General features: G+C 72.6%; 12 protein-coding genes. 8 read left to right on the top strand and 4 right to left on the bottom strand.

Features of this window, described 5'->3' with window-relative positions:
* Positions 1–75: 75 nt before the first annotated feature.
* Both DEJ08_RS12015 and DEJ08_RS12010 read left to right on the top strand, forming a co-directional pair.
* Positions 76–1,947, top strand: coding sequence for an ArnT family glycosyltransferase (locus DEJ08_RS12015; protein WP_181438986.1), 1,872 nt, complete (start codon positions 76–78; stop codon positions 1,945–1,947).
* 110 nt (positions 1,948–2,057) lie between these two features.
* Positions 2,058–3,089 (top strand): lysylphosphatidylglycerol synthase domain-containing protein, encoded by a 1,032-nt coding sequence (locus tag DEJ08_RS12010; RefSeq protein ID WP_111029461.1) that lies wholly within the window; start codon positions 2,058–2,060, stop codon positions 3,087–3,089.
* Between the two features lie 292 nt (positions 3,090–3,381).
* Here the strand turns inward: DEJ08_RS12010 and DEJ08_RS12005 are convergent, their stop codons facing one another.
* Positions 3,382–4,938, bottom strand: coding sequence for a DUF2142 domain-containing protein (locus tag DEJ08_RS12005; RefSeq protein WP_111054478.1), 1,557 nt, complete (start codon positions 4,936–4,938; stop codon positions 3,382–3,384).
* A 15-nt stretch (positions 4,939–4,953) separates the two neighbouring features.
* Positions 4,954–5,442, bottom strand: coding sequence for a GtrA family protein (locus DEJ08_RS12000; protein WP_111031919.1), 489 nt, complete (start codon positions 5,440–5,442; stop codon positions 4,954–4,956).
* Positions 5,443–5,555: 113 nt separating this feature from the next.
* On the opposite strand from DEJ08_RS12000, the gene DEJ08_RS11995 reads away from it, so the two are divergent.
* The 6 genes from DEJ08_RS11995 (at position 5,556) to DEJ08_RS11970 (ending at position 11,628) form a co-directional block, all read left to right on the top strand.
* Complete coding sequence (locus tag DEJ08_RS11995) at positions 5,556–6,692, top strand: 5-(carboxyamino)imidazole ribonucleotide synthase (RefSeq protein ID WP_111031918.1); 1,137 nt, start codon at positions 5,556–5,558, stop codon at positions 6,690–6,692.
* A gap of 222 nt (positions 6,693–6,914) precedes the next feature.
* The gene (locus DEJ08_RS11990; protein ID WP_220035447.1) at positions 6,915–8,570 is read left to right on the top strand and encodes a glycoside hydrolase family 6 protein; all 1,656 of its coding nucleotides are present in this window, start codon (positions 6,915–6,917) and stop codon (positions 8,568–8,570) included.
* A 120-nt stretch (positions 8,571–8,690) separates the two neighbouring features.
* A complete protein-coding gene (locus tag DEJ08_RS11985) occupies positions 8,691–9,788 on the top strand; it encodes a glycosyltransferase (RefSeq protein ID WP_111054479.1) in 1,098 nt (365 codons plus the stop codon).
* A gap of 9 nt (positions 9,789–9,797) precedes the next feature.
* The gene (gene purE / locus DEJ08_RS11980; RefSeq protein WP_206647624.1) at positions 9,798–10,310 is read left to right on the top strand and encodes a 5-(carboxyamino)imidazole ribonucleotide mutase; all 513 of its coding nucleotides are present in this window, start codon (positions 9,798–9,800) and stop codon (positions 10,308–10,310) included.
* A gap of 40 nt (positions 10,311–10,350) precedes the next feature.
* On the top strand, positions 10,351–10,623 hold the full coding sequence (locus DEJ08_RS11975) for a hypothetical protein (protein ID WP_111054480.1): 273 nt from the start codon (positions 10,351–10,353) through the stop codon (positions 10,621–10,623).
* A gap of 237 nt (positions 10,624–10,860) precedes the next feature.
* Positions 10,861–11,628 carry a family 16 glycosylhydrolase gene (locus DEJ08_RS11970; RefSeq protein WP_110863316.1) on the top strand — a complete coding sequence of 256 codons (768 nt, stop codon included), beginning with the start codon at positions 10,861–10,863 and terminating at the stop codon, positions 11,626–11,628.
* Positions 11,629–11,641: 13 nt separating this feature from the next.
* Here DEJ08_RS11970 and DEJ08_RS11965 read toward each other — a convergent pair whose 3' ends face one another.
* Both DEJ08_RS11965 and rfbD read right to left on the bottom strand, forming a co-directional pair.
* Positions 11,642–12,784: a glycosyltransferase family 4 protein gene (locus DEJ08_RS11965; RefSeq protein WP_111054481.1), complete on the bottom strand. Its 1,143-nt coding sequence runs from the start codon at positions 12,782–12,784 to the stop codon at positions 11,642–11,644.
* A gap of 190 nt (positions 12,785–12,974) precedes the next feature.
* Positions 12,975–13,826: a dTDP-4-dehydrorhamnose reductase gene (rfbD, locus tag DEJ08_RS11960; RefSeq protein ID WP_111054482.1), complete on the bottom strand. Its 852-nt coding sequence runs from the start codon at positions 13,824–13,826 to the stop codon at positions 12,975–12,977.
* Positions 13,827–13,833 lie beyond the last annotated feature (7 nt).

The following is a 13,833-nucleotide window of genomic DNA, read 5'->3' as shown; positions in this document are numbered from 1 at the left end:
CCCGGCAGTCTCCCACACGCCGAGCGGGGCCCGCGATCCGCCTCGGTGCGGTCCGGCAAGCGAACGGATGTCATGATGAAGCACGTGACCGTGACGACGACCGCAGCACCGCAGAGCACCCACGAGCCCGCACGACGGCGTTCGGGGGCGGGTGCGCGACGGTACCGGCACATCGTCGCACCCCTGATCCTGGGCGTCCTCGTGGTGATCGGGGTCGCCCTGAGCGCCGCCGTGGCGTACCACAACCGCCTCGGCGTGACGAACGTCGACGGCATCTCCTACATGGGCATCGCGCGCGAGTACGCGAACGGCTGGCTGCCCGACGCGATCAACGCGTACTGGTCGCCGCTGGTCTCGTGGATGATGGCGCCGTTCATCGCCCTCGGGCTCGGCATGCAGACGGCCTTCGCGATCGTGAACTGCTTCGCCGTGGCCGTCGTGCTCGGCATCGGCGGGTGGCTGGTCTGGTCGCAGAACCACCGCATCGTCCCGGCCGTGCTCTTCATGGTCACCGCGATCCCCGCCCTGATGAGCGCCGTGTCGGTGCAGACCCCGGACCTGCTCGTCGTCGCGTGGATCGTCGGGTTCCTCTGGGCGCTCCGGTGGGCCGACCAGGCGCTGCACGGCTCGACGCGTGCGCGGGTCGCCTCCGGCGCGGTGCTCGGTGTCGTGGCCGCGCTCGGGTACTTCACCAAGCTCTTCCTGCTGCCCGTGGCCGTCGGTGCCGTGATCCTCTGGCTGCTGCTGCGCGTCTGGTCCGCCCGACGCCGCCGTGAACCCGTCCGGCACTGGTGGACGGCCCCGGTCGCCACGATCGTCGTGTTCGCCGTCGTCATCGCCCCGTGGGTCGGCGCACTGACCCTCAAGTACGGCACGGTGACGCTCGGGTCGTCGCTGTCGGTCAACATCGGTTCGAAGTTCGACGACGGCGGCCGTGCCACGGACTGGCCGTTCCTGCCGGTCCCGCCCAACGACCACGCCTTCTCGCCCAACGAGGACTTCACCCCGTCGGTCTACAAGCAGGGCCCGATGGACAACCCGGACCCCGCCGTGGTGCCGCCGCCCACGCAGTCCACCACCGAGGACACCGCGCCGAAGGTGACGAAGGAGTCCGGCATCGCGGCCCGTGCCGGGTACTACCTGCACGAGCGCATGCTCGCCCTGCCGTACTACCTGCAGAAGATCAGCACCTTCGCCCCGTTCGCGGCGCCGATCGCCCTGCTCTTCGCGGCGGCACTCGTCATCGGTGTCGTGCGGTTCCGCCGCTACGCGTTCACCTGCATCGTCGCGGCGACGACCCTGGTGTACTTCGTCGGCTACGGCATGATCACGTCGTCGTCGAGCGGCGGTGGCAACGCCCGGTACTACTGGCCGCTGTTCTACCTGACGGCGATGATCGGGGCGCTCATGCTGCCGGCCGTCTGGCGGCTGGTGCGCCGTCGGGGCGTGGTCCGCACGATCGTGGCGTGCGTCGCGATCGCCGTGGTGCCGATCGCCTCGTACACGCAGAACTGGTTCGGGTCCCCGGCGCCGTTCTACCCGTCGGTCAACCGCACCGAGGCGCTGCGGGTGTTCGGGCCGACCGACGTGCCGGAGATCGTCCGGCTCGCCGACCAGATCCGGGCGAGCGGCGCGCTGCCCGAGGACGCCACCGTCATCGGCTCGAACTACCGCTCGCTCTCCTCGCTCGCGTTCCTGACCGACACGCGTGTGTACGGTCGCTCAGGTCAGGGCTACACGTACCACTCGGACGCGATGCGCAACCTGTTCATCGACGAGGGCGTGCAGTACTTCGTGCAGTTCGACCCGGCGACCGCCCCGGCGCGTGACTACTCGGTGGCCGGCAAGCTGGTCGGCACGTACAACGCGACGATCTCGTGCAGCGCCGACCGCTCCACCGACCCGGAGATCCCCTGCCGCGTGCAGATCGTCAAGCTCGCCCGGTGACGCTCGACCGGTGACGTCCCCGGCACCCGCTCCCTGCGGCAGCACCGCAGGGAGCGGCCCGCACCAGCGTCTACCATGACCTGAGCCCGTGACCTGAGCAGGAGACCCGTTTGTCCGCAAGCACCAGCGACACCCCCGCGCCCGAGGGGAAGCGTCCGTCGAAGCGACGACGGTTCCTCGGCAAGGCGATCCCCATCGCCTTCTACGTCCTGCTCGCGGTGTTCCTCGTGCTGTACGTCCGGAGCGTCGACTGGGGACAGCTCGCCGGGCTCGACTGGCAGTGGTCGTGGGTGATCCTCGCGACGGTGATCAGCCTCGGCTTCCGGTACTGGGGCGTCGGCATCTGGTTCTACCTGCTGCGACGGCTCGGTGCGACCGGGCTGAAGGGCAGCGGCGTCACCCTGACCTACGTGTACGCGAAGTCCTGGATGGGCCGCTACATCCCCGGTGCCGCGACCTGGATCATCGGCAAGGTCTACTTCGCCTCGAAGCACGGCGTCTCGAAGGCCCGCCTCGGCGTGAGCGGGCTGCTCGAGGGCGCCCTGCAGATCGCCGCCACGCTGGCCCTGGCGCTCGTGCTGCTGCTCATCGACCCGCGGACGCACAACCTCGACCCGTGGCTCATCGTCCTGATGATCGCGGCGTTCGTGGGCTGCGTCGTCTGCCTGATCCCGCGCGTGTTCGTGTTCCTGATCGGGATCGCGCTGAAGATCCTGCGTCGCAAGCCGCTCGAGGCCGACGTCCGTCCGAACCTCGGCACCGTCCTCGGCGGAGCCGGGCTCTACGTCGCGGGTGCGGTGCTGTCCGGCACGGCGTACTACTTCATCACCCTCGGCGTGTACCCGTCGCTGAAGCTCACCGACGCGGCCTTCGTGATCGGTGCCGCGAGCATGGCCTCGGCGATCAGCATGCTGGCCGTCTTCGCCCCCGGCGGACTCGGCGTCCGGGAGGGCGTGCAAGCCCTCCTGCTGGCGCTCGTCATGCCGGCGCCCATCGCACTGGTCGTGGTCGTCGTCACCCGAGTCTGGAGCCTGGCGGTCGACGGACTCTTCCTGCTCTGCGCTGCGGCCCCCACGTGGTTCCGGCGCAACCGCCCGACCGACGACCCCTCCGCGGTCGAGGGCGGCGTCCCCGCCGCCTGACGCGCGTCGCGCGCGGCGTTTCGTGAGCAGCAATGGTCGGGTCCGGATGACGGACCCGACCATTCCTGCTCACGGAGTGGGGCACCGGTCGCGCGTGATGACGGACGGGAGGCCCGTGCCAGCTGGCACCGGGCCTCCCGTCCGTCTCGTGGGTGCGCCCACCGCACGCTGCGCGCCGTCCGCCGAGGGGTCACGAAGTGTCGTCTGCGGCCGCGCCTGCCGACAGTTCACGACCCCTCGGCGCCGGGCCTGCGGCACGTCGTGCCACCGCGGCGCTCCGCGGCCGGGCGTGTCAGCGGACGGGAACCGTCGTCGGCAGGGCGCGACGGTCGGCGCGCGCGACCTGCACGACCGACGCGACGAGCCCCACCGCGACCAGGGCCACGACGACCACGAGCACCGCGGGTGGCACCGGCCCGATCTCGGAGTACCGCAGCAGCCCGCGGCCGGTCACCGGGAACAGCGCCGCGTTCCAGAACCAGGCCGACGCCACCGCGAAGCCGTACACGCCCACCGCGGGCAGCACGACGGCCAGCGCCACCGCGGCCCAGGTGCGTGCCCGGCCGGCCGGCACCAGGCGTCGCCACGCGAGCGCGCTCAGCACGATCAGGCAGACGATCGCGGGGAAGTAGTACCGGCCCTGGGTGGCGGCGACCTCGGTGGTGGTGAGGTACGAGTGCGCGCTCGTGCGGTTCTGGATGCCGATCAGGAGCGCCGGGAACACCGCGAGGCACAGGGCCACCCGCAGGTCCGGGCCGCGGCGGAACGCCCAGCCGACCAGCACCACGAGGGCGACGAGGGTCAGGACGGCGGTGAGCAGGTCGCCGATGGTCACCTGGGCGCGACCGCCGAAGCTGCCCCAGAACGTGCGCGACAGGGTGCCCCAGCTGACGTCGAGGAAGTGTCCGAGCGTGGGGCTCTCGCCCGGCGGGAAGTCCTTCGGGGGCCGCATCGCCGTGTAGCCGTTCGGCTGGATCCGGCCGTACGACACGAGGTTGTGCAGCCACCACCAGGTACCGATGCCTCCGGAGACCGCCATCGTGACGACCGTGCGGACGATCCGTTGCCGCAGGGACAGCACCCCGGCGCCGGCGAACAGCACCACCACCGCGACGAACGGCACCGCCGGCAACCCGGTGCCCTTGATCCAGACCAGGGCCCCGAGGACCACCGCCAGTGCGATCGTGGTGCGCCAGCGGGTGTCACCGGTGAGCAGACGGGTGGCGAGCCAGACGACGATCCCGGCGACGAGCAGCACCGGGGCGTCGTTCGAGAACGACGAGCCGATGGACGCGAGTTCGGGCGTCGCGAACACGGCGAGGGCCCCGATCAACGCGGCGCGGGGGCTGCGGGTCACCCGGCGCACCGACGCCCAGGCGAGCAGGGGGAGCGCGGTGACGGCCAGCACGTCGGCCAGTCGGAGGGCGACGAACGCGTGGTCCCAGCGGAGCTCGCCGAAGTCGACGGCCCGGAGCACGGCGGCTCCGGCCAGGTACGCGGTCGGCGGGTGCTGGGTCATCTGGTTGACCGTCGCCGAGGGTCCTGGTGCGTTCTGCAGCAGCTCGCTCACCGTCGACCACTCGTCGGACGGCTTCGTCGCCTGTTCGACCTTCGCGGCCTGCACGGCGTTGGTGACGTGCAGCTCGCCGGGGGCCGCCCAGGCGTCACCGAGGGCGACGTGCACGGCGGCGTCGATGTGCGCGGTCTCGTCGGGGGCCTCGAACACCGGGACGAGCAACGCCCACGCCACCAGCCAGAGCCCGAAGGTCGCCGTGATCACCGCGATCGCGACACGTTCCCAGCGCGCGGTGCGGGGTGGGGCGGGGGTGGTGGTCGTCTCGGCCGTCACCCCACCGATCCTAGGTCAGACGTCGTGGGGGACCCGCGGGCCGTCGGACACCGACTCGTCCGCGGCGGCCGACTGCGTGGCCGTGCGCTCGGGGTGGTAGACCCAGACCTTGTAGAGCCAGAACCGGAAGACCGTGCCGAGCACGAGCCCGATGATGTTCGCGACGTTGTCGGCGAGCACCGAGGTGAGCCCCATCGCGTAGTGGGACACCCCGAGGCAGGCGAGTGCGATGACCATGCCGCCGAGCGACACGACGACGAACTCGATGCCCTCGCGGGTGGCCACGGCGCGACGCTGCTCGCGGAACGTCCAGTACCGGTTGCCCATCCAGTTCACGAAGATCGCCACGACGGTGGAGATGACCTTCGCCCAGAACGGCCCCGAGTGGACGTCCTCGGGGTTCAGGACGGTGATGCGCAGCACGTTGAACACCGTGGTGTCCACGACGAAGCCGACGGCACCGACGACGCCGAAGCGTGCCAGCTGGGCGATGAGGCGCCGCACGAGCCCTCCAGGATCCGTAGAGTTGTGACCGGTCGTGCAGAGCGCGACCCGAACAGCGATTGTAGACAACGCGTTCCCACCGCACGGTGGGAGCGCCGGAAGGATCACACAGCATGGCGTTGCGCGTCGGGGTCATCGGTGGGGGACAGCTGGCACGGATGATGGTGCCGGCCGCGGTCGAACTGGGGATCGACATCCGGGTGCTCGCCGAGGGGCCGGGCATGTCCGCTGCGATCGCCGCCACCGCCGAGGGCGACTACCACGACGCCGCCACGGTGCTCGAGTTCGCCCGACAGGTCGACGTCGTGACCTTCGACCACGAGCACGTGCCGCAGGACGTCCTGCGCAGCCTGGTCGACGCGGGCGTGTCGGTCCACCCCGGACCGGACGCGCTGGCCGTCGCCCAGGACAAGATCACCATGCGTCGCCGGCTGAGCGAACTCGGACTGCCGGTGCCCGACTGGGCCGCCGTGCAGGGACCCGACGACCTCCGAGCATTCCTGGCGGACCACGGTGGCCGTGCCGTCGTCAAGACGCCGCGGGGCGGGTACGACGGCAAGGGCGTCCGGGTCGTCTCCGACGCGTCCGACGTCGACGACTGGTTCATCGCCGTGGCCGAGGCCGGCGGCGACCAGGCCCTCCTGGTCGAGGAGCTCGTCCCCTTCACCCGCGAGCTCGCGCAGTCCGTGGCACGCCGTCCCTCCGGGCAGGTCGTCGCCTGGCCGCTCGTCGAGACCGTGCAGCGCGACGGGGTCTGCGCCGAGGTCATCGCACCGGCCCCGGACAGCGCCGGCCGGATCGCCGACCTGACCGAGTCGATCGCCGTCCGCATCGCGGAGGAACTCGGTGTGACCGGCGTGCTGGCGGTCGAGCTGTTCCAGACCGACGACGAGCGCATCCTCATCAACGAGCTCGCGATGCGTCCGCACAACACCGGGCACTGGACCATCGACGGCGCCACCACGAGCCAGTTCGAACAGCACCTGCGCGCTGTCCTCGACCTGCCGCTCGGGGCCACCGGCTCGTTCGCCCCCGCGTCCGTCATGGTCAACGTGCTCGGCGGGCCCGCGGACGGCGACCTCGCCGCCCGGTACCCCGCAGCGCTCGACGCCTTCCCCGAGGCGAAGTACCACTTCTACGGCAAGGCGCCCCGGCCCGGCCGGAAGATCGGGCACGTCACGGTGCTCGGCGACGACGTCGACGACGTCGTCTACCGCGCCCGCGCGGCCGCGGCGCACTTCGACGACTGAGCCGGTGTCCGCGACACCGGGTGGCGTCCTCGACGTGACCGGATGACGGACGGGAGGCCCGTGGCGACGCCGCCACGGGCCTCCCGTCCGTCACGGGTGCGGGACACACTTGTCGGCCGCTCTGCGGACACTCCCTCGGGTGGCACCCGCTCGGGAGGCTGGCGGGAGCCGGGAGCGCGTGTTCCCCTGGTACAGTCCGCGCCCACCGTCCAGGGAGTCCCCATGCGCCGCCGTCCGCGTCGTGCCGCCGTCTGCGGTGCAGCCATCGCCCTCGTCGCGGCCGTCGCCGGCCTGCTGCCGACCGCGACCGCGTCCGCGGCGACCTCGGCCTCGACCATCCGCTCGGCCACGTCCGCGTCGCTCTACGGCGCCGGGCCGTACCGGTCGCCGACGAGCGAGGCCGCGAAGGCGCAGGCCGCCCTGGCCGCCACCGACCCCGCCGGGGCCGCGGCGGCGAAGACCATCGCCGGGTACCCCGTCGCGACCTGGCTCGGCGACTGGAGCCAGGGGACGCAGCTGACCAAGACCATCAGCACCGCCCTCACCGGTGCCGAACAATCCGGCACCACCCCCGTGTTCGTGCTCTACGCGATCCCCGACCGTGACTGCGGCGGGTACTCCGCCGGCGGCTTCGACGAGGGGTCCTACGACGCCTGGGTCGACCAGGTCACCGCGGCGCTGGCGGGCCACCGCGCAGCCGTCATCGTCGAACCGGACTCGCTCGCGATGCTCAGCAACGCCAAGTGCAGCACCGCGCTCGACGAGCAGCGCTACCGGATCCTGTCCCGCACCGTCGCCGGGCTGACCGCCGCCGGGGTCCCCGCCTACCTGGACGCCGGCAACTCGAACTGGGTGCAGCCCGCGCTGATGGCGTCGCGGCTGAACAGCGCGGGCGTGCAGCAGGCCCGCGGGTTCTTCACGAACGTCGCGAACTACTACCCGACCGCGCAGGAGCAGGCCTACGCGCAGAAGGTGTCCGCCGCCACCGGGGGCTCGCACTACGTGATCGACACCTCGCGCAACGGGCAGGGCTGGCGCGGAACCTGGTGCAACGGCCCGGGTGCCGGGCTCGGCACCTCGCCCCGGGTGGTGTCCGACGGCACAGCGCTCGACGCCCTGCTGTGGGTCAAGACCCCCGGCGCGAGCGACGGCACCTGCAACGGGGCCCCGGCCGCCGGCAAGTGGTTCTCGACCTACGCACAGGCCCTCGTCGCGAACGCACGCCTGGGTGTGCCCGCCGCCGACCTGACCCCCCGTGGCACGCTCGAGGCCGTCGCCGGCACCGGCGGCGGCGTCCGCGTGTCCGGGTGGGCCTACGACGAGGACGACCCCACGCAGCCCGTGCGGGTCCGTGCCACCGTCGACGGCGTCTCGGCCGGCGTCACCACCGCCGGGCTCGACCGTCCGGACGTCGACGCACGCTCCGGGGTCGGCGCGACCCACGGCTTCGACGTCGTGGTGCCCACCGCGGCCGGCGCTCGCCGCGTCTGCGTCACCGCGGTGAACATCGGCGCGGGATCGGACACCCCGCTCGGCTGCTCGACCGTCCGCGCCTACCGGCACGACCCGTACGCCGAACTGGAGTCCGCCAAGGCCGCGACCCGGGGCATCGCGGTGCGCGGCTGGGCGTTCGACGGCGACGCGGTGGCCTCGGCGAGCCGGGTGGCGATCACCGTCGACGGCAAGCGGGTGACGTCGCTGGACGCCGGTCGGAAGCGCGCCGACGTGGACGCGACCTGGGGCTCCGGTGGGTCGCACGGCTTCGCGGGCACCGTCCGGGCGGCGGCCGGCAAGCACACCGTCTGCGCGATCGTCCACAACACCGGGAGCGGAGCGGACCGCAGGGCGTCGCCGTGCCGGACGGTGACGGTGCGCTGAGGCGGCGTCCGCCGTGCGGCGTCCGCCGTGCGGCGTTCGCCGTGCGGCGTTCGCCGTGCGGCGTCCGCCGTGCGGCGTTCGCCGTGCGGTGCGAGGTGCCAGGTGCGAGAGGATGGGCGCATGCCGCGTGATCTCGTCCGCCGGGCCGCCGGACGTCTGCGCCGCGCCGTCGCAGGTGCCCCGCCACAGCCGGCGCCCCTGCCCGTCCTCGGGTACGTCGTCGCGGGCGGTGGCGGCGCCCACCCGGCCTCGGCACACGTCCGTGTCGTCCGCCGCACCGAGCACCTGGCTGCGAGCGGCACCGCCGAGGTACGCCAGGTGGACCCGGCGGCGTTCGTCGACGGCTCCGACCAGGCGCCCTACGCCGCACTCCTGGTGCAGCGGGACATCCTTCCCCGTGCCGACGTGCAGCCCTTCCTGGCGGCAGCCGCCTCCCGGGGCATCCGCGTCGTGGCCGAGGTCGACGACGACTTCTTCACCGAGTCCGGACGCGCCCGCTTGGCCCGCGCCGAGTACGACCCCGACCGGCTCGCCTCGATCGACGCCCTGGTGCGCGGTGCCGACACCGTCGTCGTGAGCACGCCCGAACTCGCCGACGTGGTCCGTCCGGTGGCGCGGGACGTCGTCGTCGTGCCGAACGCCCTCGACCCGACGATCTGGACTGCCGGCCCCACCGCGGACGACGACGAGCGGCCCGCGGGGGAGCACCGGGTGCTGTACATGGGCACGCTCACCCACGCCGCCGACCTCGAGCTCCTGCGTGACGTCTTCGCCGACCTCACCACCGCCGACGGCACCCCGATCCGGCTCGAGGTCATCGGGGTGACCGACGAGGGCGGTGCCGACTGGTTCCGCCGGGTCGAGGTCCCCGACGGGCACTACCCGGCGTTCTCCCGATGGCTCGTGGCGCACCGGGAGCGCTGGCGGGCGGGTGTCGCACCGCTCCGTGACGAGGAGTTCAACCGCGCGAAGAGCGACCTGAAGTTCCTCGAGTACACCGCGCTCGGGCTGCCCGCCGTGGTGTCCGACCGTCCGTCCTACGCCGTCGCACGGGCCCACGGGGCCGTGGCCGTGCCGGACGACGTGTCGGCGTGGCGGGACGCCGTGCGGACCGCCGTCGACCGTGGCCGGGCGGACGAGGGGGCGGCCCGCTGGGTCGCCGAGGACCGCACGATCGGCCGTGACGGCGACACCTGGCGACGCGTGCTGCTCGGCTAGGCTCGTCGCGTGACCGACACCGCCGCACCCGCACAGCCGCTCGTCTCGATCATCATGGGGTCGGACTCCGACTGGCCGACCATGCGGGCAGCGGCGGACATCCTCACCGAACTCGGCATCCCCTTCGAGGCGGACGTCGTGTCGGCGCACCGCACCCCGGACAAGATGACCCGCTTCGCCCGCGGCGCCGCCGCCCGTGGCATCCGGGTCGTCATCGCCGGGGCCGGCGGAGCGGCACACCTGCCGGGAATGGTGGCCTCGATGACGACGCTCCCGGTGATCGGTGTCCCGGTGCAGCTCGCGCGTCTCGACGGCCTCGACTCGCTGCTCTCGATCGTGCAGATGCCGGCGGGGATCCCGGTCGCGACGATGGCGATCAACGGTGCCGCCAATGCCGGTCTGCTGGCCGCGCGCATCATCGGTTCCTCGGAGCCGGCCGTCGCCGCTCGCCTGACCGAGTACGCCGACGGGCTCGAGCGCCTGGTCGAGGAGAAGGCGGCGCGCCTCCGCGACTCGCTCTGAGGCCGCCGCTGCGGGGTCCGAGCCGCGCTACGGTAGCGGGATGCGCCGCGCCGTCCCCGTCCTTGTCCTCTCCGTGGTCGCCGTGGTCGCAGCGGTGGTCTGCGCGGTCGCTGCGGGCGCGGCCGGTCCGGTGAACCCCGTGGCGGGGTGGTTCCGCGGCGCGGGCCCGGACGTCGTGGCGACGAAGTCGCAGTTCGACTCGTGGTTCGCGGCGCTCCACGTCGCCGAGGCCGCAGCGGTCGTCGCCGTCCTCGCCGTGGTGGCCGCCGTCGTGGTCGCCGTGGTCGCTCGACGCCGTCGCGCACGGCCCTGACCCCACCACCCGACGTCGGCGCGCGGCTGATCCGACCGATGCCGACGCCACGCCACGCGCACTGACCAGGACTTCTTGCCCGACGGCTGATCCTCGCGCAAGCCCCGTGTACTGGGGGTGCGCTGAAGTGTCAACCCCCAGGCGCAGATTGTGGACAGCAACTACCGTGAACGCCGGGCAGTCGAGATCCGATGGCCCGGCACCCACGGGAACGGGTGCGAACAGTCACGTCAGGGAGTGACCGACCTCATGCAGAAGCGCACCACCAGGAGGGCCGCACTCGCCGTCGTGCTCCTCGGAGCAGCACTCGTCGCCGGACCGCTCGGTCAGGGGACCGCAGCGACCGCCAGCTCGGCACCGCTCGGCGACGTCGGGAACTTCAAGCAGACCTTCCGCGAGCAGTTCAGCACCGCGGCCAGTGCGAAGGGCGCCTTCGCCAAGAAGTACGCCAACTCGTGGCAGCCGTACCCGGACGGGACCGGCGGCATGTACTACTCGGGCTCGCAGATCAGCTCGCACAACGGGTACATGGACGTCAAGCTCGACGGCAAGCACGGCGCCGCCGGTACCTTCGGCACGCCGACGGGAGCCTGGGGCCACAAGGGCGGCAAGTTCATCGTCCGCGCCAAGGCCACGGGCGGTGCCGGCAACGGCGCGGCCTTCATGCTCTGGCCGTCGTCCGACCGCTGGGCCGACGGGGAGATCGACTACCCCGAGGCCAACTTCGACCAGCAGCCGATGCTGCACCACCACTCGATGATCGCGGGCCAGGAGGCCAACGCGACGAGCCTGAGCACCGGCGTCTCGTGGCGTTCGTGGCACACGTACTCCATCGAGTGGGTGCCCGGGAAGTCCGTGCGGTACCGCCTCGACGGCAAGGTGATCAAGACGATCACGACCCACGTGCCGAAGACCGCGCACCGCTACATGTTCCAGGTGGGCGACTGGGGCGACGCGGGGCACCTGTACATCGACTGGGTCAGCACCTACACGTACAAGGGCTGACGCGCTCCTGCCGTCAGAGGTCGGCGTGCAGCTGCCAGGTCTCCGCGGCGGAGTCGGACCAGTCGTACATGCGTGCGCGGTCCGGCCCCGCCACGGCCAGCCGGCTGGACAGTTGCGGGTCGTTCACGACCTGGTAGACGGCCTGTGCAATCCGTGCGGGGTAGGACTCCCGCGGTGACCGGGCGACGGTGACGCCGGCGTCCGACGCGACCTCTGCCACGGCGGGGTCGTCGGAGTGGATCACCGGGGTGCCGAAGCTCATCGCCTCGATCACGGGCAGGCCGAAGCCCTCGGCGAGGCTGGGGAACACGAACACCGTCGCACGGTCGTAGACCACCGCGAGGTCCGCGTCGTCGATGCGGCCGAGGACCTTCACCCGGTCGCGCGACAGGCCCGCGAGCTCCGCGGTGCCGTACACGTCGACGTCGCCCCAGCCGTCCGGGCCGGAGATGACCAGGGGCACGTCGCTGGGGGCGTCGGGGTGGGCCATCGCCTCGATCAGGGACGCCAGGGCCTTGCGCGGCTCGAGCGTGCCGACCGCGAGCACGTAGCGGTCGGGCAGGCCGAGGCGCTCGGCGCGCAGGTCGGCGTCGACGGGCAGGCGGAGGCGTCCGCTCGGGGCACCGCCGATCACGCGGAGCCGGTCGTCGAACCGGTGGATCTCGTTCAGCGCCCCCGCCACGGCGTGGGTCGGCACCACCACGGCGTCGGCGTGCTTCCACGCCCGCTTCACCATCGCCTTGTGGAAGTGGACGCCGCGCGGCGTGAGCGTCTCGGGATTGGTCCACGGCACCACGTCGTGGACGGTCACCACGGTCTGCCGGCCCGGGTCCTGGAAACGGTCGTGCTTGACCAGTGGCGCGAGCACGCTCGGCGCGTGCACCATGCCCTTCGCGATGCCGCCCACGAACCCGCCCTGCCAGGCGAGCGACAGCTCACGACGCGGCAGCGGCAGTCGCTGCAGGTCGGACAGCCCGGGCAGGAGCGTCCGCAGGTGCGCCATCTCGTCAGACCCGACGGCGGAGACCACACCCGCGACCTCGCAGCCGCTCGGCGCGTGCTCGACGAGGTGGCGCGCGAGCTCCTCGGCGTAGCGCCCGATGCCGCCCGGCACGGGCGCGACGATCTGGTCGACGATGACGTGGAGGGTGGTCATGGTGCTGTGCTCCTCGTCGTGGTTCGTGGACCCGTGGTCAGGGGGCCGAGGGCCGGCCCCGCGCTCGGCTGCCCGACACTACCAGGGTGGTCCCGGCGCCCCCTGGGCGCGGTCGGTGGTCGGACAGGAGGCGCGGGTCGGGTCCGCGGTGTGCGGAACCCGACCCGCGCCTCCCGGTCGAGAGCCGTGCCTACGCGGTCAGCGCACCCGCCGCGACCGCAGCGTGCAACGCGTCGCGCCAGTCGCGCATCGGCGCGAGTCCGGCGCGCGACCAGCCGTCGTGGCCGAGCACGCTGTACGCCGGGCGCGGCGCCGGCCGGACGAAGGCGGCGCTGTCGGTGGGCAGCACGCGCTCCGGGTCGAGCCCGAGTTCGCGGTAGATGGCCTGCGTGAAGTCGAACCAGGAACCCTGGCCGGCGTTCGTCCCGTGGTAGATGCCCGCGGGGGCGTCCCCGTCGACGAGCTCGACGATCCGCGCGGCGAGGTCGCCCGTCCACGTCGGCTGGCCGACCTGGTCGGTGACGACGCTGACGGTGTCGTGCGATCCCGCGAGCCGGAGCATCGTCGCGGCGAAGTTCGGCCCGTGCGCGCCGTAGATCCACGCGGTGCGGACGACGTACGAGGTGTCCGGGGCGATCGCGCGCACGAACGCCTCGCCGGCGGCCTTGGTGCGGCCGTAGGCGTTGATCGGGTCGGTCGGGGCGTCCTCGGCGTAGGGCGCGGTGCCGTTGCCGTCGAAGACGTAGTCGGTCGACACGGTGACGAGCTTCGCGCCGTGACGGACCGCGGCCTCGGCCAGGAGCTTCGGCCCCGTCGCGTTGACCGCGTGGGCGTCGTCCTCGTGGTCTTCCGCGTCGTCGACCTTCGTGTAGGCGGCCGAGTTGATCACGACGTCGTGCCCGGCGACGGCGGCGTCCACCGCGGTCGGGTCGGTGATGTCGAGGTCCGCCCGCGACAGCGCGGTGACGTCGCGGCCGGCGAGTGCGGCCTGGAGGTCCTGGCCGAGCATGCCGGCGGCGCCGGTGATGAGGTACCTGGTCACGGTGTGC

It is taken from the genome of Curtobacterium sp. MCLR17_054 (genome assembly GCF_003234335.2).
In the GTDB taxonomy this organism is placed as follows: Bacteria; Actinomycetota; Actinomycetes; order Actinomycetales; family Microbacteriaceae; genus Curtobacterium; species Curtobacterium flaccumfaciens.
The sequence above is the reverse complement of the archived record's forward strand: the minus strand, read 5'-3'. Positions and strand labels throughout refer to the sequence as shown.